This window comes from Jiangella mangrovi, assembly GCF_014204975.1.
GTDB classification, from domain to species: Bacteria; Actinomycetota; Actinomycetes; order Jiangellales; family Jiangellaceae; genus Jiangella; species Jiangella mangrovi.
The window spans coordinates 6,302,059-6,327,236 of sequence record NZ_JACHMM010000001.1; the positions used below are offsets into that span (position 1 = coordinate 6,302,059).

At 73.3% G+C, this 25,178-nt stretch carries 22 protein-coding genes; 9 read left to right on the forward strand and 13 right to left on the reverse strand.

The annotated features are described in order from the left end of the window. The first annotated feature begins 16 nt into the window (after positions 1-16). Positions 17-1,075 carry an enolase C-terminal domain-like protein gene (locus HD601_RS29085; RefSeq protein WP_184827910.1) on the forward strand — a complete coding sequence of 353 codons (1,059 nt, stop codon included), beginning with the start codon at positions 17-19 and terminating at the stop codon, positions 1,073-1,075. Here the strand turns inward: HD601_RS29085 and HD601_RS29090 are convergent. The 7 genes from HD601_RS29090 to HD601_RS29120 all read right to left on the reverse strand — a co-directional run bounded on the left by HD601_RS29090 (position 1,050) and on the right by HD601_RS29120 (position 8,304). After that, complete coding sequence (locus tag HD601_RS29090; protein WP_184827912.1) at positions 1,050-1,895, reverse strand: FAS1-like dehydratase domain-containing protein; 846 nt, start codon at positions 1,893-1,895, stop codon at positions 1,050-1,052. The genes HD601_RS29085 and HD601_RS29090 overlap by 26 nt on opposite strands. After that, positions 1,892-3,478 carry an AMP-binding protein gene (locus HD601_RS29095; protein ID WP_184827914.1) on the reverse strand — a complete coding sequence of 529 codons (1,587 nt, stop codon included), beginning with the start codon at positions 3,476-3,478 and terminating at the stop codon, positions 1,892-1,894. Before HD601_RS29095 ends, HD601_RS29090 begins: the two co-directional genes overlap by 4 nt. 17 nt (positions 3,479-3,495) lie before the next feature. Further along, positions 3,496-4,485, reverse strand: coding sequence for an ABC transporter ATP-binding protein (locus HD601_RS29100; protein WP_184827916.1), 990 nt, complete (start codon positions 4,483-4,485; stop codon positions 3,496-3,498). Next, on the reverse strand, positions 4,482-5,474 hold the full coding sequence (locus HD601_RS29105) for an ABC transporter ATP-binding protein (protein WP_184827918.1): 993 nt from the start codon (positions 5,472-5,474) through the stop codon (positions 4,482-4,484). The genes HD601_RS29100 and HD601_RS29105 overlap by 4 nt, the downstream gene beginning before the upstream one ends. Further along, the gene (opp4C, locus tag HD601_RS29110) at positions 5,471-6,382 is read right to left on the reverse strand and encodes an oligopeptide ABC transporter permease (RefSeq protein WP_184827920.1); all 912 of its coding nucleotides are present in this window, start codon (positions 6,380-6,382) and stop codon (positions 5,471-5,473) included. The genes HD601_RS29105 and opp4C overlap by 4 nt, the downstream gene beginning before the upstream one ends. Beyond that, complete coding sequence (locus tag HD601_RS29115) at positions 6,379-7,338, reverse strand: ABC transporter permease subunit (RefSeq protein WP_184827922.1); 960 nt, start codon at positions 7,336-7,338, stop codon at positions 6,379-6,381. The genes opp4C and HD601_RS29115 overlap by 4 nt, the downstream gene beginning before the upstream one ends. Before the next feature lie 96 nt (positions 7,339-7,434). Then, positions 7,435-8,304, reverse strand: coding sequence for an IclR family transcriptional regulator (locus tag HD601_RS29120; protein ID WP_184827924.1), 870 nt, complete (start codon positions 8,302-8,304; stop codon positions 7,435-7,437). A gap of 156 nt (positions 8,305-8,460) precedes the next feature. Here HD601_RS29120 and HD601_RS29125 point away from each other — a divergent pair, with 156 nt between their 5' ends. After that, positions 8,461-10,554 carry an alpha-galactosidase gene (locus HD601_RS29125; protein ID WP_221441409.1) on the forward strand — a complete coding sequence of 698 codons (2,094 nt, stop codon included), beginning with the start codon at positions 8,461-8,463 and terminating at the stop codon, positions 10,552-10,554. 349 nt (positions 10,555-10,903) lie between these two features. Here HD601_RS29125 and HD601_RS29130 read toward each other — a convergent pair whose 3' ends face one another. Further along, positions 10,904-11,926 carry a zinc-dependent alcohol dehydrogenase gene (locus HD601_RS29130; protein ID WP_221441410.1) on the reverse strand — a complete coding sequence of 341 codons (1,023 nt, stop codon included), beginning with the start codon at positions 11,924-11,926 and terminating at the stop codon, positions 10,904-10,906. Beyond that, positions 11,923-12,735, reverse strand: coding sequence for an IclR family transcriptional regulator (locus tag HD601_RS29135; protein WP_221441411.1), 813 nt, complete (start codon positions 12,733-12,735; stop codon positions 11,923-11,925). The genes HD601_RS29130 and HD601_RS29135 overlap by 4 nt, the downstream gene beginning before the upstream one ends. 45 nt (positions 12,736-12,780) lie before the next feature. Between HD601_RS29135 and HD601_RS29140 the strand changes: the two genes are divergently transcribed. Together HD601_RS29140 and HD601_RS29145 are read left to right on the forward strand one after the other, a co-directional pair. Next, positions 12,781-14,496, forward strand: a complete 1,716-nt coding sequence (locus HD601_RS29140; protein ID WP_184827926.1) for a dihydroxy-acid dehydratase — start codon at positions 12,781-12,783, stop codon at positions 14,494-14,496. Between the two features lie 10 nt (positions 14,497-14,506). Next, the gene (locus HD601_RS29145) at positions 14,507-15,184 is read left to right on the forward strand and encodes an SDR family NAD(P)-dependent oxidoreductase (protein ID WP_184827928.1); all 678 of its coding nucleotides are present in this window, start codon (positions 14,507-14,509) and stop codon (positions 15,182-15,184) included. Here the strand turns inward: HD601_RS29145 and eno are convergent. The 4 genes from eno to HD601_RS29165 all read right to left on the reverse strand — a co-directional run bounded on the left by eno (position 15,159) and on the right by HD601_RS29165 (position 19,644). Then, complete coding sequence (gene eno / locus HD601_RS29150; protein WP_184827930.1) at positions 15,159-16,469, reverse strand: phosphopyruvate hydratase; 1,311 nt, start codon at positions 16,467-16,469, stop codon at positions 15,159-15,161. The two genes, HD601_RS29145 and eno, sit on opposite strands and share 26 nt — an antisense overlap. Next, entirely contained in the window at positions 16,466-17,470 is a 1,005-nt protein-coding gene (locus HD601_RS29155; protein ID WP_184827932.1) for a phosphotransferase, read from the reverse strand. The genes eno and HD601_RS29155 overlap by 4 nt, the downstream gene beginning before the upstream one ends. Further along, complete coding sequence (locus tag HD601_RS29160; RefSeq protein ID WP_184827934.1) at positions 17,467-18,177, reverse strand: FadR/GntR family transcriptional regulator; 711 nt, start codon at positions 18,175-18,177, stop codon at positions 17,467-17,469. Before HD601_RS29160 ends, HD601_RS29155 begins: the two co-directional genes overlap by 4 nt. 144 nt (positions 18,178-18,321) lie before the next feature. Next, complete coding sequence (locus tag HD601_RS29165) at positions 18,322-19,644, reverse strand: PQQ-dependent sugar dehydrogenase (RefSeq protein ID WP_184827936.1); 1,323 nt, start codon at positions 19,642-19,644, stop codon at positions 18,322-18,324. 139 nt (positions 19,645-19,783) lie between these two features. On the opposite strand from HD601_RS29165, the gene HD601_RS29170 reads away from it, so the two are divergent. The 5 genes from HD601_RS29170 (at position 19,784) to HD601_RS29190 (ending at position 25,171) form a co-directional block, all read left to right on the forward strand. Continuing rightward, entirely contained in the window at positions 19,784-20,320 is a 537-nt protein-coding gene (locus tag HD601_RS29170) for a SigE family RNA polymerase sigma factor (RefSeq protein ID WP_221441412.1), read from the forward strand. Next, a complete protein-coding gene (locus tag HD601_RS29175) occupies positions 20,317-21,510 on the forward strand; it encodes a PQQ-binding-like beta-propeller repeat protein (protein ID WP_184827937.1) in 1,194 nt (397 codons plus the stop codon). The genes HD601_RS29170 and HD601_RS29175 overlap by 4 nt, the downstream gene beginning before the upstream one ends. Positions 21,511-21,524: 14 nt before the next feature. Next, a complete protein-coding gene (locus HD601_RS29180) occupies positions 21,525-22,529 on the forward strand; it encodes a Dyp-type peroxidase (RefSeq protein ID WP_184827939.1) in 1,005 nt (334 codons plus the stop codon). Further along, entirely contained in the window at positions 22,526-23,359 is an 834-nt protein-coding gene (locus tag HD601_RS29185; protein ID WP_184827941.1) for a family 1 encapsulin nanocompartment shell protein, read from the forward strand. The genes HD601_RS29180 and HD601_RS29185 overlap by 4 nt, the downstream gene beginning before the upstream one ends. Before the next feature lie 267 nt (positions 23,360-23,626). Continuing rightward, positions 23,627-25,171 carry a multicopper oxidase family protein gene (locus tag HD601_RS29190; RefSeq protein ID WP_184827943.1) on the forward strand — a complete coding sequence of 515 codons (1,545 nt, stop codon included), beginning with the start codon at positions 23,627-23,629 and terminating at the stop codon, positions 25,169-25,171. Positions 25,172-25,178: the final 7 nt, after the last annotated feature.

Below are 25,178 nucleotides of genomic sequence, written 5' to 3' on the forward strand. Positions count from 1 at the left end.
CGTGATCATCACCGACGTGACCACCGTCCTGCTGCGCGCGGAGCACACCGCCGCGATCGTCGAGGTGCGCACCGACGCCGGGCTCGTGGGGATCGGCGAGACCTACGCCGGCGCGTTCGTCCCGCACACCGTGCCACCGCTCGTCGACCGGTTCGCGGCGCTGCTGACCGGCCGCAGCATCGACGCCGACGACCCGGCCGCCGAACTGCGGCGGCTGCGCCGCGAGACGGCGTTCTGGGCGTCGGCGGGGCTCGGCGCGGGTGTGCTCGCGGGCGTCGAGGCGGCGCTGTGGGACCTGTGCGGGAAGGCGCTCCAGCTGCCGGTGTACCGGCTGCTCGGCGGGCCTCAGCACGACCGGCTGCCGGTCCTGGTCACCGGCGGGGTCGCGCGGCAGCCGGCCGGCGAGCTGCTGCGGGCGATCGAACGACACCTGGACCGCGGCTTCGCCGGCGTGCGGCTCGGCGTCGACGAGGACGACGACCTCGCCGCCCTGCTCGCGCAGCTGCGCGACCGGCTCGGTCCCGGCCCGGAGCTGGCGTTCGACTGCCACATGGAGCTGCGTCCGCCGGACCGGCGCTGGGACGTCGCGGCCGCGGCGGACGTGCTGGCCGCCGCGGCGCCGTACCGGCCGCTGTACGTCGAGGAGCCGCTGGTCTACGACGACCCGGCCGCCTACGCGGCGTTGCGTAACGCGTCGGACGTCCTCGTCGCCGGCGGCGAGCGGCTGGCCAGCCACGCCGAGTTCGCACCCTGGCTGCGGGCCGGCGCCTTCGGCGTGGCCCAGCCGGACGCCTCGTGGGCCGGGCTCACCGACCTGCTCGCCGTCGCCGCCGGTGGGGTGCCGATCGCGCCGCACAGCTGGAGCGCCGGCGTCGGCACGCTGCAGAACATCCACGCGGGGTTCGCCTGCGCGAGCACGCTGGCGCTGGAGCTGCCGCCGTCGCCCGGCCCGCTGCACACCGAGCTGTGGGGCGACGCCGTCACCGTCCGCGACGGCCGCCTGCTGCCGCCGGAGGCGCCGGGCTGGGGCGCCCGGCTGACCGACGACGTCAAGGACTGGTTCGCGCTGCGCTGACCCCGAGCGTCCCGACGGTGGTGAGGCGGCCGGCGCCGTCGCGGACCCAGCAGTCGTCGCCGTCGGCCTCCGCCCACACCGGCTCGCCCACCGCCAGCGGCGCCACGAACCGGACGTCGAGCCGGCCGGCCGTGAACCAGGCGGCGCCGAACCGCTCGACGCCGAGCTCGAGCAGGTAGCAGGCCTGCTGCAGGCCCTGGACCAGCGGCGCGTCCAGGCCGGCGTCGCGGACCTTGTCGAGGTCGGTGTGGATGTTGCGCTGGAACTTGCCCGCGTTGGAGAACAGCACGACCTGGTCGGCGTGCGGCACCTTGCGCCGCGAGAGCGTCGCCGTCGCCGGGGCGGCCGGGCCTTCGCCGGGGCGGACGAACTCCCCCGGCCGGGCGCTGAGGATCTCGACGCCACGGTGGCTCACCAGCAGCGTCCCGTCGGCGCCGCGGGCCTCGGCCTCGATGACGACGTAGCCCTTGCCGCGCCGCTCGTACTTGTCGACGTAGCGGCCGCGGATCGTGACCGTGTCGCCCGGCCGCACGGGGTGGTGGAAGTCGAGCCGCTCGTGGGTGTGGATCTGCCGGCACTCCTCCTGGCGGTACTGGTGGTAGTAGACCAGCAGCAGCTCGTTGGCCAGCAGGCCCGGCGGCGCGACCGGCCCGCCGAACGGCGAGTCGTCGAGGTACCACGGGTGGTGGTCGTCCTGGGTGAACGCGAACGCCCTGATCGCGTGCTCGTCGACCGCGACGACGGCCGGGCCCAGCTCCTCGCCGACCTCGACCGCCTCCCAACTGGGCGACTTCAGCGGCGACTTGAGGTGCGACGTCACGCGCGCAGCTCTCGTCGCAGCACCTTGCCGGTGGCGGTCTTGGGGATCTCGGGCAGGATCTCGATGGTCCGGGGGCACTTGTAGGCGGCCAGCCGCTCGCGGCAGAACTCCACCAGCTCGGCCGGCTCGGCGGACGCGCCGGCGCGCAGCGACACGAACGCCTTCACCGTCTCGCCCCGGTACTCGTCCGGCAGCCCGACGACGGCGGCCTCGTGCACGGCCGGATGCTGGTAGAGCACGTCCTCGACCTCGCGCGGCCACACCTTGAAGCCGGACGCGATGATCATGTCCTTCGAGCGGTCCAGCAGGTAGAACCAGCCGTCGGCGTCGCGCTTGCCGACGTCGCCGGTGCGCAGGTAGCCGCCGTCGACGATCGCCTCCGCCGTCGCCTCCGGCCGCTGCCAGTAGCCGGGCACGACGCCCTCGCCGCGGATCCAGAACTCGCCCACCTCGCCCACCGGCACGTCCTGCCGGGTGTCCGGGTCGACCACGCGCACGTCGGTGTCCGGCACCGGGACGCCGATGGACAGCGCGCCGGTGCCCTCGTCGACCGGCGCACGGCCGCCGAACGGGACCATGTGCGTGGGCGACGTCGTCTCCGTCAGGCCGTAGCAATTGTGGATGTAGCCGCCGGCGAGCTCCTGCCACTGCTCGACGGTCGCCGGAGGGACGGGCGCGCCGCCGCTGAACACCTTGGTGAACGCCGTCAGGTCGCGGGTGCCGATGTCGGGGCAGGCCATGAGCGCGCGGAACGCGGTGATGCTCGCCAGCGTGAAGGTGCCGCGGTGGCGTTCCAGCGCTCCCAGGATGGTGGCCGGGTCGAACCGGTAGGTCAGCACGATCGGCGCGCCCGCGGCGAACGCGACCCCCGTGATCGCCGTCGGGCCGATGATGTGGAACAACGGCGCCAGCGCCGCCACCACGTCGCGGTCGTCGACGCGCGCCCACGAGCGCCACAGCTCGGCGATGAAGGCGAGGTTGCGGTGCGTGTTCATCGCACCCTTGGGCCGGCCCGTGGTGCCGGACGTGTAACTGAGCACGGCGACGTCGCCCGGCGCCGGGTGGTGCGGCGGCGGCGTGCGGCCCGCGTAGCGCCGGGTGAGCGCCAGCAGGTCCTCCGTCCCCTCCGGCGGGTCGCGGCGCACCCCGGCGAGCAGCGGCGGCAGCGGCTCGGCGAGGAAGTCGAGCTCCGACGTCGTGATGACGGCCTTCACGTCGGTGCCGGCGACGACGTCGGACACCACGTCGCGGTACAGCGACTCGAGCACCACCATGGCCGTCGCGCCGGAGTCGGTGAGGTGGTACTCGACCTCGGCGGACTTGAACATCGGGTTCAGCGGCACCCAGATCGCGCCGAGCTTCCAGACCGCCAGCTCCGCGAGAATGAACTGGGGCACGTTCTGCGTCATCAGCGCCACCCGCGACCCGGCGCCCACCCCGCGCTCGGACAGCGCGACGGCGAGCGCGCCGGACAGCTCGTCCACCGTCGCATAGTCGAGGACGGTGTCGAAGTAGATCAGGCACGGGGCCGACGGCGACCGGCTCACCGACGCGGCGAAGTGCTCGAGGGAACTCGCGGACACGGGTGACTCCTACTCGGCTAGGACTCGGGGAAGTGGCAGGCGACCGTCTGCGCGCCGGACCCCGTCGGCGTCAGCACCGGCTCCTCGCGGGCGCACACGTCCTGCGCCTTCCAGCAGCGGGTGCGGAACCGGCAGCCGCTCGGAGGGTTGCGCGGGCTGGGCACGTCGCCGGTCAGGACGATCCGGTCGGGGCGATCGCGCAGGGCGGGGTCGGGCAGCGGGATCGCCGACAGCAGCGCCCGGGTGTACGGGTGGGCCGGCCGCTCGAAGATGTCGCGCTTGTCGCCGGCCTCGACGATCTTCCCGAGGTACATGACGACGACGCGGTCGCAGACGTGCCGCACCACGGACAGGTCGTGCGAGATGAACAGGTACGCCAGGCCGAGGTCGCGCTGCAGCGCCGCGAGCTGGTTGACCACCTGCGCCCGGATCGACACGTCCAGCGCCGACACCGGCTCGTCGAGCACCAGCACGCTCGGCTCCAGCGCCAGCGCGCGGGCGATGCCGAGGCGCTGCCGTTGCCCGCCGGAGAACTCATGCGCGTACCGGTTCAGGTGCGCCGCAGACAGCCCGACCATCTCGAGCAGCTCGACGACCCGCTCGCGGCCGCCGGAGCGGTAGCCGCCCTGCACCCGCAGCGGCTCGGACACCAGTTCGCGCGCCGTCATGCGCGGGCTCAGCGACGAGTACGGGTCCTGGAAGACGACCTGGATGCGGCAGCGCAGCTCGCGCCGGTCGGCGGCGGACATCCGCTCGACGTCGACGCCGCGGAAGCGCACCGTGCCCGACGTCGGGCGGGTGAGGCCGACCAGGATCTGCCCGACGGTGGACTTCCCGCAGCCGGACTCCCCCACCAGGCCCAGCGTCTCGCCCGCGTGCAGCGCGAAGCTGACGCCGTCGACCGCACGCACCGCCGCCACCTGCCGCCTCAGCACGCCGCCACGGACCGGGAACGCCTTGGTCAGGTCCTCGACGCCGACGACCTCCTCCACCGCCGTCGTCGTCATCGCGCCACCGCCAGCAGCTCGTCGTGGAAATGGCAGGCCGTCTCGTGGCCCGTCCCCAGCGGCACCAGCGCGGGCCGGTCGGTCAGGCAGCGCTCGCGGCCGGCCGACTGCGCGCAGCGCGGCGCGAACGTGCAGCCGCCCGGCGGCGCGGTGAGGTTGGGCGGGCTGCCCGCGATCGGGGTCAGCTCGCCGGTGTCGCGGTCGAGCCGGGGCAGGCTGTGCAGCAGGCCGAGCGTGTACGGGTGGCGGGGCGCGGCGAACACCGTCGCGACGTCGCCCTGCTCGACGATGGCGCCGCCGTACATGACGACGACCCGGTCGGCCATCTCGGCGACGACGCCGAGGTCGTGGGTGATGAGGATGGTGGCGGCGCCGGTCTCGCGCTGGGCCTTGCGCAGCAGCCCCAGGACCTGCGCCTGGATGGTCACGTCGAGCGCGGTGGTCGGCTCGTCGGCGATGAGCAGCGCGGGCTCGTTGGCGATGGCCATGGCGATCATCACCCGCTGCCGCATGCCGCCGGAGAACTCGTGTGGGTACTGCCGCGCCCGCGCCGCCGGGTCGGGGACGCCGACGAGGGCGAGCAGGTCGACGGCACGCTGCCAGGCCTGCTTGCGCGACACCGGCCGGTGCAGCCGGACGATCTCGGCGATCTGCTTGCCCACGCGGTGCACCGGGTTGAGCGCGGTCATGGGATCCTGGAAGACGACGGAGATGTCGTCGCCGCGCAGCTCGCGCAGCCGCTCCGGCGTCGCCCCCAGCAGGTCCTCGCCACGGAAGCCGACGCGCGTCGCCGTCACAGTGGCCGGCGGGCGGCGCAGCAGGCCGAGCACGGCCATGGCGGTCACGCTCTTGCCGGAGCCGGACTCGCCGACCACGCAGAGCATCTCGCCCGGCTCGACGTCGAAGGAGACGCCGTTGACGGCGTGCACCGTGCCGCCCTCGGTGGCGAACTCGACCACGAGGTCGCGGACCTCCAGCAGCGGGCTCATCGCAGCCTCCCCTGGGCCGTCTGCGGGTCGAGGGCGTCGCGCAGGCCGTCGCCGACGAAGTTGACCGCGAGCACCGTCAGCGCCACCGCGATGCCCGGTGGCAGCCACATCCACGGCATGCCGCTGATCAGCGTGAGGTTCTGCGCGTCGGTGAGCATGTTGCCCCAGCTCGCCGCGGGCGGGACCACGCCGAGGCCGAGGAAGGACAGCGTCGCCTCGGCCATGATCGCCTGCGCGACGCCCAGCGTGGCGACGACGGTGACCGGGCCCAGCGCGGCGGGCACGAGGTGCCGGGTGATCAGCCACCAGCCGCCGGCGCCGAACGACCGCGCCGCCTTGACGAACTCGCGCTCGCGCACCGACAGGGTGACGCCGCGGACGACCCGGCCCGCGGCCGGCCAGCCGAACACACCCATGGCCAGCACCAGCGTGACGACGCTCGGCCCCAGCACGCCGGCCACCACGATGATGACCACCAGCGCCGGGAAGGACAGCATGATGTCCGCCGTCCGCATGATGACGGTGTCGGCCCAGCCGCGGAAGAGCCCGGCGACGGCGCCGAGCAGCGTCCCGATGGCCACCGAGATGAGCGACGCCGCGATGCCCACGCCCAGCGACACCCGGCCCGCGTGCAGCAGCCGGGCGAACACGTCGCGGCCGGCGGAGTCTGTGCCCAGCCAGTGCTCCGCCGACGGCGGCTGCCGGAACGCCGTCAGGTCGACGGCGTTCGGGTGGTGCGGCGTGATGACGTCGGCCAGCAGCGCGGCGAGGATGACGATGCTGAGCGTCACCAGCCCGGCCATGGCCATGCGGTGGCGCTTGAAGCGCCGCCAGGCCAGGCCGCGCGGTCCGCGTGTGGCCGGCACCGCCGTGGCGAGAGCCGGCGCCGGTTCGATGGCAGTCGTCATTGCAGGCTCACCCGTGGGTCGGCGACGGAGTACAGGACGTCCGCGAGCATGTTCGACAGCAGGACGAGGATCGCGACGAAGAACGCGAACCCGATGATCACCGGGTAGTCCTGCTGGTTCACCGCGGAGATGACCAACTGGCCCATGCCGGGCCAGGCGAAGATCTGCTCGACCACGACGGCGCCGACCAGCAGCGCCGGAAGCGTGAGGCCGAGGACCGTGATGAGCGGGATCAGCGCGTTGCGCAGCACGTGCCCGAAGAGGATCCGCCTCGGCGTCGCGCCCTTGGACTCCGCCGTGCGCACGTACTCCGAGCCCAGCTCGGCGATGACGCCGCTGCGCACGTAGCGCGTGAACGGGCCGGCCACGCCGAAGGCCAGGATCGCCACCGGCATGACCAGGTGGTGCAGCGAGTCGCCCAGGCTCGGCGCGCCCGGCGTCGACATGCCCGCCGACGGCACCCAGCCCAGCTGCAGCGCGAACACGTAGATGGCCAGGATGCAGAGGAAGAAGCCGGGGATCGACACCGCGCCGAGGCTCAGCGCCGCGGTCCAGTAATCGGCGGCGGTGTTGCGCCGCACCGCGGCCAGCATGCCCAGCGGGATCGCGATGGCGATGCCCAGACCCAGGCCGAGCCCCATCAGCTCGATGGTCGGCACCAGCCGCTCGGCCAGCAGCTCCGACACCGGCCGGTTGTTGGTGAGCGAGTAGCCGAGGTCACCCGTCGCCACGCCCTGCAACCAGGACCAGTACTGCACCGGCAGCGGCCGGTCCAGCCCCAGCTCCTGCCGCTTCTGCTCGATGAACGCGGCGCTGTCGGCGCCTAGCTGGTCGACCGGCACCATCATCGTCACCGGATCGCCCGGAGCGGCGTGGACGAGCCCGAAGAGCCCGACAGTCACCAGGAACAGCACGAGGACGCTCACCGCGAAGCGCCGCACGAGGTACGCCGTCACCGGCCGACCCCCCGACCCTTGAGCATGACATCACCAGCCCGCCGCAATCTGAAACAGTGTTCCAAGGATTGCGGCGGTTCAGGTGACTGTCAAGGTCTACCCCACGGGCTCGATGGTGGAACGCAGCAGCGACGAGCGCAGGTACTCGAGCACCGCGACCACGTCGGCGTCGCCGGCCAGGCCGGACGCGATGCGGCCCAGCACAGTGAGGTAGCGCTTCTGCTCCTCGAGCCCGAACTCGGCCGACGGCCCCGAGACGCTGATGGCCGCGAGCACCTCGCCGCGCACCGCGACCGGCACCGCGAGGCAGCGCAGGCCGGTGCTGGACTCGTTGTCGTCGAACCCGTAGCCGCGGCGCATGGTGGTGCGCAGCTCTCGCTGCAGCGCGGCCAGCGTGGTGATGGTGCGGTCGGTGTACGCGGGGAACGGCTCGGCCGGCGTGTGCGGCGCGACGTCGGCCGCGTCGAGCGTGGCCAGCAGCACCTTGCCCAGGCCGCTGACGTAGGCCGGCGCCCGGTGGCCGGCGGCGCTGGCGTAGCGCAGCGCGCGGTCGGGCTCGCGGACGCACACGTGCAGCACCTGGTCGCCGTCGAGCAGCCCGAGGTTGCCGGTCTGCCCGGTCTCGCCGGCCAGTTCCTCGAGGTAGCGGCCGGCCACCTGCGAGATGTCGAGCTGCGCGACGTAGGCGTCGGACAGGATCTGCACCTTGTGCCCCAGGCGGTAGGCCGGGCGCTCGTCGACGCGGACCACGTACTCCTCGCGGTCCAGCACGCTGAGCAGCCTGACCAGCGTGCTCTTCGGCATGCCGGTGTGCTCGTGGAAGTCGGCGATGGTCTGCGGCGAGCGGCCGCGGGCCAGGATCTCGAGCAGGTTGAGGCCCCTGGAGAGGGCCTGTGCGTGGTAGTGGACGGCGTCGGTCTCGCTGTCGGACGAGCGACGCCAGCCGGGCGGCTGGGAGCGGGACATGGGACGACCTCCAGGTGTCGGAAGAAAGGAACTCAGTTTCAGATTGAGATGCTAGCAGCGGGAATGTCACGTCCCCCGCACTCTTGACTCCGGGCTCCGACCTCGCAGATCATCGATTGTTGGAATGGAGTTCCAGATTTGCGACGGGAGGCCTCGGTGTCCGAGGAGCCGGAGACGATCGAGTGGACCGGCGACGGCGTGCGGCTGGCGCTGTCCGTTCCCGTGGACGGGCCCGTGCGGGTGCTGGGCCTGCGCCCAGGCGTCGTCATGGGTGACCGCGGGCATCCGCTCGTCGAGCTCGCGGTGGGCGGCGAGGGCCGGGTCGACCGCAGCGCGCACGCCCAGCACCGCTTCACCGCCGCCGGCAGCCGGTTGCGGTACCGCTCGCACAGCGCCGACGGCGACCACCTGCGGGTGGTCCAGGCGGACCCGGCGAGCGGGCTCGTGGTCACTTCGGTGGTCGAGCGGACCACGCCGGGGACGGTCCGATGCCACACGTCGACGCACAACGCGGGCTCCGACCCGGTGCTACTGGACTTCGTGTCGTCGCTGGTCCTGACCGGTTTCGGCGGCCTCGACGCGGACCTGCGGCTGCACCACGCCCGCAACGCCTGGTGTGCCGAGGCGCGCTGGCAGCAGGTCGACCTCGAGTCGGCCGGCATCGTCGACGTGGCCCGGCTCGGCGGTGTCGCCGACACCACGCTGGGCCAGTTCGCCGTCACCACGACCGGCAGCTGGTCCACCGGCGACCACCTGCCCATGGGCGCGATCGAGGACGGCGGCCGCGGGGCGACCTGGCTGTGGCAGATCGAGCACAACGGGCCGTCGCACTGGGCCGTCGGCGACCACGACGGCGACCTGTTCCTGCTCTGCTCCGGGCCGGCGTCGGCCGAGCACCAGTGGCGGCGGCGGCTCGCGCCCGGCGACACGTTCGAGTCGGTGCCGGTCACCGTCGTCGTTTCGGACCATGGGCTGGAGCACGCGTTCGGCCTGCTGACCGGGCACCGCCGCGTGGTGCGCCGGCCGCACGCCGACAACGAGTGGCTGCCGGTGGTCTTCAACGACTACATGAACTGCCTCAAGGGCGACCCCACCGAGGCCGACCTCGTGCCGCTGATCGACGCGGCCGCCGCGGCGGGGGCGGAGTACTTCGTCATCGACGCCGGCTGGCACGCCGTCCCGAAGCCCTGGTGGGACGAGGTCGGCGCCTGGGAGGAGTCGCGCGAGCGGTTCCCGCACGGACTGGCCGCGACGATGGACCGCATCCGCGCCGCGGGCATGGTGCCCGGCCTCTGGGTCGAGCCCGAGGTCGTCGGCGTCCGCAGCCCGGCCGCGCGCACCCTGCCCGACGAAGCGTTCTTCCAGCGCGACGGGCGCCGCATCGTCGAAGTGAGCCGGTACCACCTCGACCTGCGCCACCCGGCCGCCCGCTCGCACCTCGACGCCGTCGTCGATCGCCTGGTGTCCGACTACGGCGTCGGCTACCTGAAGTTCGACTACAACATCGACATCGGCCCCGGGACCGACTTCGCGTCGGACAGCCTGGGCAACGGCCTGCTCGGGCACGACCGGGCCCTGCTCGCCTGGCTCGACGGTGTGCTGGACCGGCACCCCGGGCTGGTCATCGAGAACTGCGCCTCCGGCGGCATGCGGGCCGACGGCGCCATGCTGTCGCGGCTGAGCATCCACTCGACCAGCGACCAGACCGACCACCGCCGCTACCCGGCCATCGCGGCCGCCGCCCCCACCGTCGCACCGCCCGAGCAGGCCGCCGTGTGGGCCTACCCGCAGCCGCACTTCACCGCCGAGGAGAACGCGCTGACGATGGTCAACGCGCTACTGGGCCGGGTCCACCTGAGCGGGCGGATCGACCTGCTCGACGGTGTGCAGGCTGCGGCCGTGTCCGGCGCCGTCGACGTCTACAAGTCGATCCGGTCCCGGTTGGCGGAGATGCTGCCGCGCTGGCCGCTGGGTCTCCCCCGCTGGTCCGATCCGTGGGTCGCGCTCGCCCAGGTCGATGACGCCGGGACGCTGCTGTCGGTGTGGCGGCGCGACCTCGGCCGCGGTCCTGGGCCTGACCGGGTCGAGGTGCCGCTGCCGTGGCTGGCCGGCACCGGTGCCCGGGTGGAGGTGCTCTTCCCGGTCGACCTCCCGACGTCGCTGACCTGGGACGATGCCGCGGGTGTCCTCAGTGTCGGTCTGCCGGGGCCGTGGGCGGGTCGGTTGTTGGAGGTTCGGCCGGGGATCTGAGGTCGGCTCCCCGTCCCCCTGCTGCCCAGTGTCTTAGCCGCAGGCCCGCGCCTCAAGCGGACCAATAGGGGCGCTTCGCGCCAGGGAGGACCGCTTGACCCGCGGTCCCGCGGCCAAGAACTCTGGCAGCTATCAGGGGGACGGGGAGACCCTGGGCACGCCTCGCCGGCGTCGAGATCCTGGTCTCCCGTCACATCCTGGTCCCCCGTCACGCCCGCGAGCCGAAATCGGCCGTTTCGCGTGACGCCAGACCAGGACGTGACGGCAGACCACGACGTCACACCCAGGACCAAGCAGGCCGCGCGACCCCGCACCCGTCGCCAGACTCCCCCAGCGCAACCACGCGCGCTCAAGCCAACCGCGGGTCCACGTGCACCTTGGGCCCTGGCCCGACCTCGTACTCGCCGCTCAGCACCGCGCCGACCTGGTCGAGGCCGACGGTGGCGCCCACCAGGGGCCGGGGGTCGACCGTCCCGCTCGCATAGGCGGAGATGGTGGCGGCCAGGCCGGGCGAGGCGGACAGGATGCCGATCGCCGTCACGTCCTTGAAGACCAGGGTCCGGGTGTCGAACATGCTCGGCGTGACGGACAGGCCGATGTAGACGACCCGGCCGCCGGGCTCCACCACATCGGCCGCATACGCCGGCAGGTGCGAGGCGGTGGCGGCGTCGACGACGGCGTCGAAGGGCAGGTCGGGGACGGCGCCCTCGGGCCAGACGTGGGTGAAGCCGAGGTCCGAGGCGAACCGCAGCGACGACTCGGTGCGGCCCATCAGGTGCACCTCGGCGCCGGCAGCACGGGCGAACATCGCCACGAGCAGGCCGATGGTTCCCGGCCCGAACACCAGCAGCCGGTCCCCCTCGCCGACCCCGGCGGCCACGGCCGCGCGCAGGGCGTTCCCGCCGGGCTCGACCAGCGCGCCGAGCACGGCGTCGACGGAGTCGGGCAGCTCGTGCAGCGACGAGACCGGGACGGCGATCTGCTCGGCCAGCGCGCCGGGCCGGCCGTCGCGGATGCCCACCTCGCCGCGCCGCTCGCACAGGTGCTGGGTCCCGCGACGGCACCGCCGGCACACGCCGTCGCCGATCATCGTGTCGCCCATGACCCGCCGGCCCAGCCAGGCGGGGTCGACGCCGTCGCCGATCGCGGAGACGACGCCGGACCACTCGTGCCCGGGCCGCAGCGGGTAGGTGGTGTGGCCGGTGTGCAGGTAGGCCATGTGGCCGTGGAACAGCTCGGCGTCGGTGCCGCAGACGCCGGCCCGCTCGACGTCGACGACCGCCTCGCCCGGTGCGGCGACCGGGCGCGGGACCTCCTGGACGACGCACTTCCCCGGGCCGGTGAGCACGACGGCCCGCATAGAGCCGCTCATGCGGCCGACCCGCCCGCCGAGCCCAGTGGTCCCAGCACCGCGCGGACCTCGTCGACGGCGTCGATCAGCGTGGGCAGCGGGGTGCGGTAGGTGAGGGCGCTGACGCTCAGCGCACCCGACGGCACCGACGGCGACAGCGCGTAGACCGGCAGCGCCAGACAGCCGACGCCGGCCTCGTTCTCCTCCTCGTCCAGCGCGTAGCCGCGCGCGCGGATCAACTCCAGCGCGGCGTGCAGCTCGGCCGCGGTGCCGACGGTGTGCGCCGTCCGCCGTTCCAGCAAACCGTCGCCGACCCAGGCGTCGACGGCGTCGCGCGTGGTCAGCTGGTGGGCGAGCAGCAGCTTCCCCACCCCGGTCGCGTGCGCCGGGTTGCGCCCGCCGATGGTCGACGTGAGCCGGGCCGCGCCCGTGGGCGGGTCGACCTTCGCGCGGTACACGACCTCGCGGCCGTCCAGCACCGCGTAGTGCGTGGTCTCGCCGAACCGCTCGGCCAGCGCCTCGAGCACCGGCAGGATGCGCACGTGCTCGGGCCGGGCCTCGTGGTGGGCGAAGGCCATGCGCAGGAACTCGTCGCCCAGCAGGTAGTGGCCGCGGGCGTCCTGGCTCGCCAGGCCCGCCCGGCGCAGCGAGCGCAGCGCCCGGTGCACCGTCGGCTTGGGGCTGCCGATCGCGCGCGTCAGCTCGTCGAGCGTGACGCCGTCGGGGTGCCGGGCCAGTTCCTTGAGCACCGCCAGCACGCGGTCGGAGCCGACCAGGCGGTCGCCGTCGTCCGCTTGACCCGGGGCCGCACTTCCGCCCACCATGTCCATGTTCCAAAGATTAGACCGCCGTGTCGATAATCGGAAGGACCACTCGTGGGCGAGCTCCGCAGCAGTCAGTGGTACGGCGGCGGCGACCGCAACGCCTACATCCATCGCGCGTGGATGCGCCGCGGCGTGCCCGACGACGCGTTCGACGGCCGGCCGCAGGTCGCGATCGCCAACACCGCGTCGGACCTCACGCCCTGCAACTCGCACCTGACGGAGGTCGCACGGTCGGTGCGCGACGGGGTCTTCGAGGCCGGCGGGCTGCCGCTCGAACTGCCCGTCGTGTCGCTGGGCGAGACGCAGCTGCGCCCGACGGCGATGCTCTGGCGGAACATGGCCGCCATGGCGACGGAGGAAATGCTGCGCGCCAACCCGATCGACAGCGTGGTGCTGCTCGGCGGCTGCGACAAGACCATCCCGGCGCTGCTCATGGCCGCCGCGTCGGTCGACCTGCCCGCCGTCGTGGTGCCCGGCGGGCCCATGCTCACCGGCACGTTCCGCGGCGTCCCGCTGGGCTGCGGCACCGACGTGTGGCGGCTGTCCGAGGAGGTCCGGGCCGGGACCCTGTCGCGCGAGGAGTTCGTGCGCTCGGAGTCGGCCATGATCCGCAGTCGCGGCCACTGCAACACCATGGGCACGGCGTCGACCATGGCGCTGGTCGCCGAGGCGCTCGGCATGGTCGTCCCGGGCCTGGCCGGCACGCCCGCGCCGGACAGCCGGCTGCTCACCGGCGCCCACGACACCGGGCGGCTCGCCGTCGAGCTGATCGGCGCCGGCCGCCGGCCCAGCACCGTTCTGACGAAGGCCTCGTTCCACAACGCGATCGTGGCGCTGGCGGCCATCGGCGGCTCCACGAACGCCGTCGTGCACCTGCTGGCCATCGCCGGGCGGCTGGGTGTCGACCTCACGCTCGACGACGTCGATCGCATCGGCTCGCGGGTGCCGGTGCTGGTCGACCTGCTGCCCGCCGGGCGGTTCCTCATGGACGACCTGCACCGCGCCGGCGGGCTGCGCGCGGTGCTCCGCGAGGTACGCGACCTGCTCGACCCCACGGCGCTGACGGTCACCGGCAAGCCGCTGGTCGAGGGCCTGGACGACGCCGAGATCTGGGACCCCGAGGTCATCCGGCCGCGCTCGGCGCCGCTGGTCGCCGAGGGCGGCATCGCGGTGCTGCGCGGCAACCTGGCGCCCGGCGGCGCGCTGGTCAAGCCCGCCGCCGCCTCGCCGCACCTGCTGCGCCACCGCGGACCGGCGGTCGTGTTCGACAGCATCGAGGACTTCCACGCCCGCATCGACGATCCGGACCTCGACGTGACGGCCGACTCCGTCCTGGTGCTGCGCGGCTGCGGCCCGCGCGGCTACCCCGGCATGCCCGAGGTCTCGAACATGCCGCTGCCGAAGAAACTGCTGGCCCAGGGCGTGCGCGACATGGTGCGGGTGTGTGACGGACGCATGAGCGGAACGGCGTACGGCACCGTCGTGCTGCACGTGGCGCCCGAGGCGGCGGCCGGCGGCCCGCTGGCGCTGGTGCGCACCGGCGACGTCGTCAGCCTCGACATCGAGGCGCGGCGCATCGACGTCGAGGTGCCGGACGACGAGCTGGCCCGGCGCGAACCGGCAGCTGCCGCCGTCGCCGCCTATGCGCGCCCCGCCCGCGGCTGGCAGCGGCTCTACGTCGACCACGTGCTGCAGGCCGACACCGGCGCCGACCTCGACTTCCTCCTCGGCTCCAGCGGCTCGGACGTGAGCCGTGAATCCCACTGACAGGAGAACCATGTCCCCCAGAACGGCACTGGTCACCGGCGGCGCCAGCGGTCTCGGCGCGGCGACGGCACAGCGGCTGCGCGCCGACGGCGTCACCGTCACGACGCTGGACCTGAAGGGCGCCGACGTCGACGCCGACGTCACCGACGAGGCATCGCTGGCGCGGGTCGCCGCCGACGTAGGCCCGGTCGACGTGCTGGTGAACTCCGCGGGCGTCGTCGGGCCGAACCGGCCGCTGGTCGAGACGACGGCCGACGACTGGCGCCGGGTGTTCGAGGTCAACGTCATCGGCACCGTGAACACCATGCGGGCGTTCGTGCCGGGCATGCGCGAGCGCGGCTGGGGCCGGGTGGTGAACATCGCCAGCATGGCCGGCAAGGACGGCAACCCGAACCTGTCGGTGTACTCGGCGTCGAAGGCCGCCGTCATCGGGCTGACGAAGTCCGCGGGCAAGGAGCTGGCCACCACCGGCGTCCTGGTCAACGCCATCGCGCCGGCCGTCATCGCGACCCCGATGAACGACGACACCGCGCCCGAGGTGCTGGCGCACATCACGAGCCTCATCCCGATGAAGCGGGTCGGCCGGCCCGAGGAGGTCGCCGAGCTGGTGGCGTTCCTCTGCTCCGAGCGGGTCAGCTTCTCCACCGGCGCGGTGTACGACATCAGCGGCGGGCGGGCGACCTACTGAGCGCCGCCGCGCCGGCGAAGGCGGCACCGCCGTCGCCGGCCGTCGCCTCGATCTCGAGCAGCCGGTTCCACTTGGCGGTGCGCTCCGAGCGCATGGTCGAGCCGACCTTGATCTGCCCGGTCCGCCAGCCCACGGCGAGGTCGGCCAGCCAGTCGTCCTCGGTGTCGCCGGAGCGCGCGGAGATGACGGTCGCGTAGCCGGCGGCTCGAGCCAGCTCGGTGACGTGACGGGCACGGCTGACGGTGCCGGCCTGGTTCGCCTTGACCAGCACGGCGTTGGCGACACCGTCGTCGATGCCGCGCCGCAGCCGCCCGGCGTTCGTCGCGAACAGGTCGTCGCCGAGCAGCTGCCGCGTCGCCCCGAGCGCCCCGGTCGCCGTCGCCCAGCCCGCCCAGTCGTCCTCGACCAGCACGTCCTCGAGCGACACCACCGGGTAGTCGCGGCACCACGCCTCCAGCCGGCGCAGCCAGGCCGCGGTGTCCAGCGTGACGCCGTCGCGCTCGAGCCGGTAGCCGGTGCCGTCGTGGAGCTGGTTGGCGGCGAGGTCGACGGCGATGCCCACGTCGGCGCCCGGGGTGAGGCCCGCGTGCTGGACGGCGTCGGTGACCAGCGCGAGCGCGGCCTCGTTGCCGTCGAGCCCACCGGCCAGCCCGCCCTCGTCGGCGACCAGCGCCGTCGGCACGCCACGCTGGTCCAGCAGGTCCGCGGCGGCCGCGCGGACCCGCGCGGCCCACTCGATGGCCTGGGCGAAGCTCGTTGCGCCGACCGGGACGGCCAGCACGTCCTGCAGGTCCAGCGCCCGGCCGGCGTGCGCGCCGCCGGAGACGATGTTGACCATCGGCAGCGGCAGCAGGGGCGCTCCCCCGCCGTCGTCCGCCGCGTGCCGCCACAGCGGCCGGCCGGTGCTCGCGGCCGCCGCCCGCAGCGTCGCCAGCGACACGGCGAGGACCGCGTTCGCGCCGACGGTGCCGAGCAGCGGGTCGTCGTCGGCGCTCTCGAGGGCGGCGTCGACTGCGGTCTGGTCGACGGCGTCCAGGCCGGTGACCAGCGGCGCGAGCGTCGCGCCCACCGACGCGACCGCCCGGAGCACGCCGTAGCCTCCGTACCGGGCGGGGTCGCCGTCGCGCAGCTCGCGCGCCTCGTGGCCGCCGGTCGACGCGCCCGACGGCGCCACCGCGCGGCCCGTCGCCCCGCCGGCCAGCTCCACCCGGCAGGCCACCGTCGGGCGGCCGCGGGAGTCCAGCGCCTCCCAGGCCAGCACCTCGGTGATGGTCGTCGCCGTCATCGGGTCACCTCCGCGAACAGGTCGTCGAGACCGGCGACGGCGCCGGTCAGCAGGTCCACGCCGAGCCGCCAGGCGGTCTCGCGCTCGGCCGCCATGAGGTACTCGGCCGGCGACGCGCCGCGCACGCGGGCCAGGATCAGGCAGCCGGCGTGGCGCAGGACGTACGGCCAGTCCGGCGCCGGGCCGCCGCCCTCGTAGGCCGCGGCAAATGCCGCCGCGCACCGCGCGTAGGCCGCCGCTGACGCCGGCCGGTGCACCGCCTTCAGCGACAAGTGGCAGAGCAGGAAGGCCGGATCGAAGGCCGGATCGCCGAGGTGGGCCACCTCGAAGTCGATCGCCCACAGCCCCGGTCCCGGCCCCTGCCCGTCCGGCGCCACCAGCACGTTCTTCGGCGAGAAGTCGCCGTGCACGAAGCAGGTCCGGCGCGCCGTCATGGCGTCCGCCGTCGCGAGGATCCGCTCGCCCAGCTCGCCCGGCGTCTGGGCGGCGACCCGGCGGTAGAACGGCTCGACCCGCAGCCGCTCGAACGCGTCGCCGCCCGCGCGCACCCGCGGCGGCAGTGCGTCCGGCTCCGTCGTCCCGGCGTGCCAGCGGGCCAGCACCTCGCCCAGCCGCGCCGCGACCGCCGGGTCGGCCGTCCCGCCCAGCAGGTCGGCCTTCCAGTCCCGCCAGCCGGGCGGCGCGTGCTCGAGCACGAGGACGTGCCGGTCGTCATCGCGGTCGACGACGGCGGGGACGGCGCCCGGCGTCAGCCCGGCGGCCAGCACCAGCGCGTCGGCCTCGGTGAGCGTGCGGTCGGTCGGCGCGGTCCACTCGGCGGCCACGCGCAGCCGCGGCAGCGCCTGCTTGACCACCAGCCGGCGCCGACCGTCGCCGACCGCCAGCACGACGTTGCTCACCCCGCCGCCGAGCGCGGCCGCGGTCGCCGGGCCGGCGCCGACGACGCCCCGGTCGCGCAGGTACGCGACGACGGAAGTCTCGTCCAGCAGCGCCGCGCTCACGCCGCCGCCTCGATCGCCGCGCGCAGGTCCTTCTCGACCTGCCGCAGGTGTGCCCGCATGGCCTGCTCGGCCGCCGGCACGTCGTGTGCCCGGACGGCCTCGACGACGGCCCGGTGCGCGCCCAGGACCTCGGCGAAGTCGCCGCCGCGGGCGAAGTGGCCGCGGTAGCTGGCGGCGAAGCTGCGCTTCAGGGAGTCCTCGAACCCCTCGAGGACGAACGCCAGCATGCGGCTGCCGGCGGCCAGCGCCAGCGCCTCGTGGAAGGCGGCGTCGGCCTCGTGGAACCGCCGCTCGCGCTCGGGCTCGCCGAGGTCGACGGCGCCGGCCATGCGCTCCAGCGCGGTCTCGAGCACCGCCGCGGTCGCCCGGCCGGAGCGGCGCGCGGCCTTGCCCGCGGCCAGTACCTCGAGCGACTCGCGGATCTCGACCAGCTCGAGCAACGCGTGCGGGTCGCGCCGCATGGCGACGGCGAAATAGCCCGACAGCACCGAGCCGTCCGGCTCGCGCACCACCGGGCGGCGGCCCCGGCCGAGCTCGACCAGACCCCGCCCGGCGAGCACCTTGAGCGCCTCGCGCAGCGTCAGCCGGCTCACCCCGAACCGCTGGGCCAGCTCGGCCTCGCCGGGCAGCCGCGCCCCCGGCTCGTACTCGTCGACGACGAGGCCCTCGGCGGCGGCGACCGCCCGGGCCAGTGCGGTGTCGGACATGGGCCGCAACGTATCAGACACCTTTGCCGCGTCGACACCCCTTCATGGGCAGGGACGGCGCGTGGCAACGGGCCGAAGTGTCAGACAGGGGACGACGGCGACCGCAGCCGGTCGCCGTCGTCCCCCGGCCCTGCAGAGAGCCCGTTACGGTGCCGTCGCCTCGGCGAAGGTCAGCTTGTAGATCTCCCCGAGGCCGCCCGCGACGTTGTCGGTCACGAACCAGGTCTCGCCCTCGGCGTCGAGGCCGAAGGACGTGACCCGCGGCGGCAGCGAGCCGACCGCGTCGCTCACCTGGTGCCGGCCGCGGCGCTCCTGGACCGCGAACGCCTGGCCGGTGCAGTAGTCGGCCGCCACGTAGGTGCCGTCGGCGATGTCCTCGTACTCCTCGCCGCGGTAGACGACGCCGCCCATGATCGCGCAGCGGTCGTTGTCGGCCAGCCCGTACGCGTAGACCGGGTCCTCGAAGTCCGCACGCGAGTTGCAGCGGATGTCGATGAACGGGTCGGGCGCCTCGCCGGCCGACGCGGGCACACGGTGGATGTCGTTGCCCTCGCGGCAGGACCAGCCGAAGTTCCAGCCGTCGCGCGGCTGGTCATCGTCGTCGACGGAGACGTGGTTGATCTCCTCCCAGCGGTTCTGGCCGACGTCGCCGATCCAGATCGACTCGCTCTTCTCGTCGATCGAGAACCGCCACGGGTTGCGCAGGCCGTACGCCCAGATCTCCGGCCGGCCGATGGCGCTGCGCGCGAACGGATTGTCCTTCGGGATGCAGTAGAGCCGGCCGTCGCACTCGCGCATGGCGTCGATGCGCACGATCTTGCCCAGCAGGGTGCTGAGGTTCTGCGCGCCGAACAGCGGGTCGTCCGCGCTGCCGCCGTCGCCGGTGGACCAGTAGAGGTAGCCGTCGGGACCGAACATCAGGTCGCCGCCGTTGTGGTTGCCGTTGAGGTTGTGCTGCTGTCGCAGCACGCGCTGCTCCGTCGCCGGGTCGATGGTCGCTTGACCGGCGCTGTCCAGCATGAACCGCGAGACGGTGAGCGCGCCGTTCTCGACGCCCGTGCCGAGCGCGGTGTAGCTGACGAAGAGCGTCTTCGTCTTCGCGAAGTTCGGCGACGGCGCCACGCCGAGCAGGCCGCGCTCGTTGCCGGCGGTGCTCACGCGGCTGGTGAGGTCCAGCAGCGGCTGCGGATCGAGCGTCCCGGTGTGGGGGTGGAAGACCAGGACGCGCCCGCCCTTGTCGACGACGAACATGCGCCCGCTGCGGTCGTCAGGGGTGGCGATCGCGGTGAGGCGGAGCCCCGTCGTCGCGACCAGCTCGCTGCCGACGGTCAGGCGGTCGACGGGGAGCGTGCGGTCGCGGTCGGACATCGACGCCGCCCCCGTCGTCGCCACCGAGGCGATCAGGACGAGGGGCAGCACCAGGGCGAGCCGGATCCGGCGGGTGAGGGGGATGGATGGAGCGGACATGACACTCCTCACTGACGATGAGTTGTTGCCAGGCCAATACCGGGCCGTAATACGGCGGCAGAGATCGAATGGATTGCGCCGGACGGCATGCGACTCCGCGGCCACGGCTCGCGTCTTCAGAGAAACCCAAGGGGGTGGGATGGACATCGAAGCAGACGCGACACTGGTCGCGATGGATCGTGACAGCGCATTCGAGCAGTACGTCGAGGTACGGCAGTCGGCACTCCTGCGCCTCGCCTACCTGCTGACGGGCGAGCAGCACGCGGCCGAGGACCTCGTGCAGACCGCCCTGGCCAAGCTGTACCTGGCCTGGAACCGCGTGGAGCGCGCCGACTCCGTCGACGCCTACGCCAAACGCATCATGATCAACGAGCACTCCAGCTGGTGGCGGCGTGCCTGGCGGCGGGTCGAGACGACCACGGACGCCGTCCCGGAACGGGCCGCCACCACGGACTTCGGCCACACGCTCGTCGAACGCGACGCGCTGTGGTCCGTGGTCCAGTCGCTGCCGCCACGGCAGCGCGCCGCCGTCGTCCTCCGGTTCTACGAGGACATGAGCGAACAGGACGTCGCAATCACGCTCGGCTGCTCGGTGGGCACCGTGAAGTCGCAGACCAGCAGGGCGCTCGCGACCCTGCGGACCCGGCTCCAGGAGCGAAAGGGGAACGACCGGTGAACGAGTTCGACGATCTCGAGAACACGCTGGCAGCGGAGCTGCGTCACCGTTCCGGCGACGTGTTCCCCACCTCGGGCATGGCCGACCGGGCGCGGCGTCGCGCTCGCGTGGTGCGACGGCGGCGTGCCGTCGCGGTGGGTGCGGTGACGGCGGTCGCGCTGGCCATCGCCGTCCCGACGGCGCTGTCGCTGCGATCCGTGCCGCAGACGGCGGGCGAGCCGGCCGGCCCGCCGACACTCGGCGGGACGACCGAGCTGCAGCTCGACGGCCTGCCCGAAGGCCCGCCCCCGGCGATCGGCTGGTCCGCGGGGCGGACGTTCCACCGCGCGGACGGCTCGACGGTGGAGCTGCCGGAGAACGTGTACGACGTGCTGGAGCTGGCGGACGGCTTCACGGCCGCCCGCGTCGGCGACGACGGGGCCGAGGTGGTGTCGCTCGACGACGACGGCCGGGTCACCGACAGCCGGGCCGGCGCCGGGCCGGTGGTCTCCCCCGACGGCTCCCTGCAGGCCTACTACGACCAGGACGCGGGCCAGCTCTGGGCCGAGCCGGCCGACGGGAGCGGCACCGAGCCCCGCGCACACGAGGTGCCACCCGGCCGGCGGATCGAACCGGTCGGCTTCCTCGACGGCGGGGTCCTGGTGTCGAGCGTCCTCACCCCGGACGGGGCGCTGGAGATGAACCTGCTCAACGACCTCGCCGGTGGGATGGACGTGGATCCGACCGACCTGCTCTGGGACCTCGAGCGGGTCTCGGCCGTCTCCGCGCCGGCGGGACTCGTCGCCGGATACACGGAGCTGCGCGACGACGGCAGCTGCTCGGCCGTGTACGAGGCCGACGCGGGTGAGCCACTGTGGGAGACGTGTGACTACTCGTTCGACCACTTCAGCCCGGACGGGCGGTATCTCGTGGGGTCGGTGGCCTATCGCGACGGCGAGGGCAACCCGTACGCCGTCGTGGTGGACGCCCGCACCGGCGAGGTCGTCCACACCTACGAGGGCCGGTTCATCAACGAGGCGACGTTCGAGGACGACGACCACCTGCTGATCAGCGTGCGGCTCGTCGACGGCGACGACCGGCTGGCGGCGATTCTCCGGTGCGACCTCGCCGGCTCCTGCGAGGTTGCCGCGCCCGTGGAGCGTCTCGGCCAGGAGGAATACCGGTACGGGTTCGGCGTGGCGTACTGGTGAGCGATAATGCGGCAGTGACCGATCCCGCGAGCCCGCAGGCCGTCCTGGGGTCGTTGACGGAGGCGGCGATCTTCCTCGTCGCCACCGTCGACGGCGGCGGCGAGGACACCGCCCGCGACCTGCTGGCCGATCTCGCCGGTCTCACGCGGGCGGTCGGCTTCCGCGCGGCCGACGGCGACCTCACCTGCGTGGCGGGCATCGGCGCCGAGGCGTGGCCGCGGCTGGTGGGCGGCGAGCCGCCGTCGGGGCTGCACCCGTTCCGCGAGATCAGCGGCCCCACGCACACCGCCATCGCCACCCCGGGTGACCTGCTGTTCCACATCCGTGCGCGGCGCATGGACCTCTGCTTCGAGCTGGCGTCGCTGGTGACCACCCGCCTGGCCGGAGCTGCCACCGTCGTCGACGAGGTGCACGGGTTCCGCTACTTCGAGCAGCGCGACCTGCTGGGGTTCGTCGACGGGACCGAGAACCCGACCGGCGCGGCCGCGGCTGCCGCCGTCCTCACCGACGAGCCCGGGTTCGAGGGCGGCAGCTACGTCATCGTGCAGAAGTACCTGCACGACATGGACGCCTGGAACGCGCTGCCGACCGAGGAGCAGGAGCGGGTCATCGGCCGGCGCAAGCTCTCCGACGTCGAGCTGTCCGAGGCCGAGCAGCCGGCGAACTCGCACGTCGCGCTCACGTCGATCACCGACGACGACGGCGAGGAGCTCGAGATCCTGCGCGACAACATGCCGTTCGGTCGGCCGGGCTCCGGCGAGTTCGGCACCTACTTCATCGGCTACGCCGCCGACCCCGCCGTCACCGAGCTCATGCTCGAGCACATGTTCGTCGGCGACCCGCCCGGCAACCACGACCGGATCCTCGACTTCTCGCTCGCGGTGACCGGCGGGCTGTTCTTCGCTCCGTCGGGCGACTTCCTGGAGTCGCTCGCGGATCCGCCGTCGTCCTCCGGTGCGGGCGGGCCGGGTACTGGCAGTCTGAACATCGGCAGTCTCAAGAGGGGTAGCGCCTCATGAACAACCTGCACCGCGAACTCGCACCCATCTCGGCGGCCGCCTGGGCCGACATCGAGGCCGAGGCGCGCCGCACCTTCGTCCAGTACGTGGCGTGCCGCCGCGTCGTCGACGTCATCGGCCCCGGCGACGACGTCGTGCACGGCGTGGGCACCGGTCACCTCCGCCGGCTCGACGGTCCCGGCGACGGCGTCCTGGCGCGCGCACGCGAGGTGCAGCCGATCGTCGAGTTCCGGGTCCCCTTCACGGTCGACCGCCAGGCCGTCGACGACGTCGAGCGCGGCGCCAAGGACGCCGACTGGCAACCGGTCAAGGACGCCGCGCAGCAGATCGCGTTCGTCGAGGACCGCGCCATCGTGAACGGGTTCACGGCGGCCGGCATGGGCGGGCTCCTGGCGGGCACGACGAACGCCCCGATCACCGTGCCGGCCGACATCCGCGAGCTCGACAACGCCGTCGCCCAGGCCGTCACCACCCTGCGGCTCGCCGGCGTCGGCGGCCCGTACAGCCTGCTGCTGTCGGCCGACCTCTACACGGCTCTCGAGGAGACCACCGACCACGGCTACCCCATCCGCGAGCACGTCGCCCGCGTCCTGCACGACGGCGAGATCATCTGGGCGCCGGCCATCTCGGGGGCGCTCCTGCTGTCGTCACGGGGCGGCGACTACGAGCTGCACCTCGCGCAGGACCTCTCGATCGGGTACCTCTCGCACGACGCCGACACCGTGCAGCTCTACTTCGAGGAGTCCTTCACCTTCCTCCTCCAGACCGGCGAAGCCGGCGTCTCCCTTCGCGCGACTGGGCAGGCGCCGCCTGTCGTCGGTCCCGCCTAACTGTTCTTCATGACGGGCCAGGGAGAGGAACTACTGCGCGCTGCGCTCGCACTGCCGCGCGGCGATCGCGCCGATGTCGCCGCTCAGCTGCTGGCCAGCCGTCTGGCTCGGGCCCTGACCGAAGATCGTCCAGGATTGGTGGCGCTATGACACCACCAATCCTGGATGATCATCAGCCGGCCCAGGAACCGGCCGAGAATCCCTGGATTTCGGACAGTACGGTGGTGGGTACTCGGCATCAGAAGCGGCTTGGGTCAAGGTCGGAGCATGGATCACTCTCACCACCACACGCACGGCTCTGCGCACCCGCCCGCGACGCCGTTCCCCACCGATCCGGCCGGGCTGCCCGAGGCGGCCCCGCCTGCGATCATCGAGCCCGGCGACGGCGACACCGTCGCGCTCGCGGTGGGGCCGGTGGCGAAGCGGATCGGCGACACGACGGTGCGGATGCTCGCGTACAACGGCTCGGTTCCCGGCCCGACGCTGGTGGTGCGGCAGGGCACGGAGCTGAGCGTCGACGTCAGCAACCACGGCGACCTCGAGACCACCGTGCACTGGCACGGCCTGCGGCTGGACAACAGCAGCGACGGCGTCCCGCACGACACGCAGGCGCCCATCGAGGTCGGCGGCGAGTTCGGCTACCGGCTGCGCTTCCCCGACCCCGGCCTGTACTGGTACCACCCGCACATCCGCGAGGACTACACCCAGGAGCTCGGCCTCTACGGCACCATCCTCGTCCGCCCTGCCGACGACGGCTACTGGCCGCGCGCGCATCGCGACGTCGTCCTGACGCTGGACGACCTGCTGCTCGAGGACGGCCGCATCGCCCCGTTCAGCCCCACCGAGACCACCCACGCCGCGATGGGCCGCTTCGGCAACGTCTACCTGACCAACGGTGAGCCGGCGCCGTCGTCGCTCAGCGCCGTCGCCGGCGAGGTCGTGCGGTTCTGGCTCGTCGACACCGCCAACACGCGCGTGTTCAACGTGCGCATCCCCGGCGCACGGCTGAAGCTGGTCGGCGGCGACTCCGGCCGGCTCGAGCGCGACGAGTTCGTCGACGAGGTGCTGATCGCGCCGTCCGAGCGGGCCGTCGTCGACGTGCTGTTCCCGGCGGCCGGCGAGTACGCGATCGAGCACCACACCCCCGTCGGCACCCACCGGTTGTCGACGGTGACGGTGTCAGCTGCGGTCCCGCCGGCACCCGACCTGGCGGCCGAGTTCGACGCCTTGGGCGGCGACCCGGACCTGGCCGTCGAACGCGCCGGCCTCGACGCCTGGCTCGCGACCGAGCCGCATGAGGTCCTCTCCCTGGTCGCCGAGATGCGCATGGACCACGGCGACCACGACATGCATCACGGCCACGACATGAGCCACGACATGGGCCACGGCGACATGGGCCACGGCGAAGCCACGGCCGGCGGCATCGAGTGGGAGGACGAGATGGCGGAGATGAACCGCGTCTCCACGCCGGCCACCATGCTCTGGAGCTTCGTCGACCCGGCGACGGGCGGGCCGCCGGACTGGCGGTTCACCGTCGGCGACCGGGTCAAGATCCGCCTGGTCAACGGGCTGGACTCGGACCACCCGATGCATCACCCGTTCCACCTGCACGGCGCCGGCCGGTTCCTCGTCCTCGCTCGCGACGGCGTCACCGAGGCGAACCTGGTCTGGAAGGACACCATCCTCATCCGCACCGGCCAGACGGTCGACATCCTGTTCGACGTGACGAATCCGGGCCGCTGGATGGCGCACTGCCACATCGCCGAGCACATGGAGAGCGGCATGATGTTCGGCTTCACGGTCGACGCCTGACCGGCGA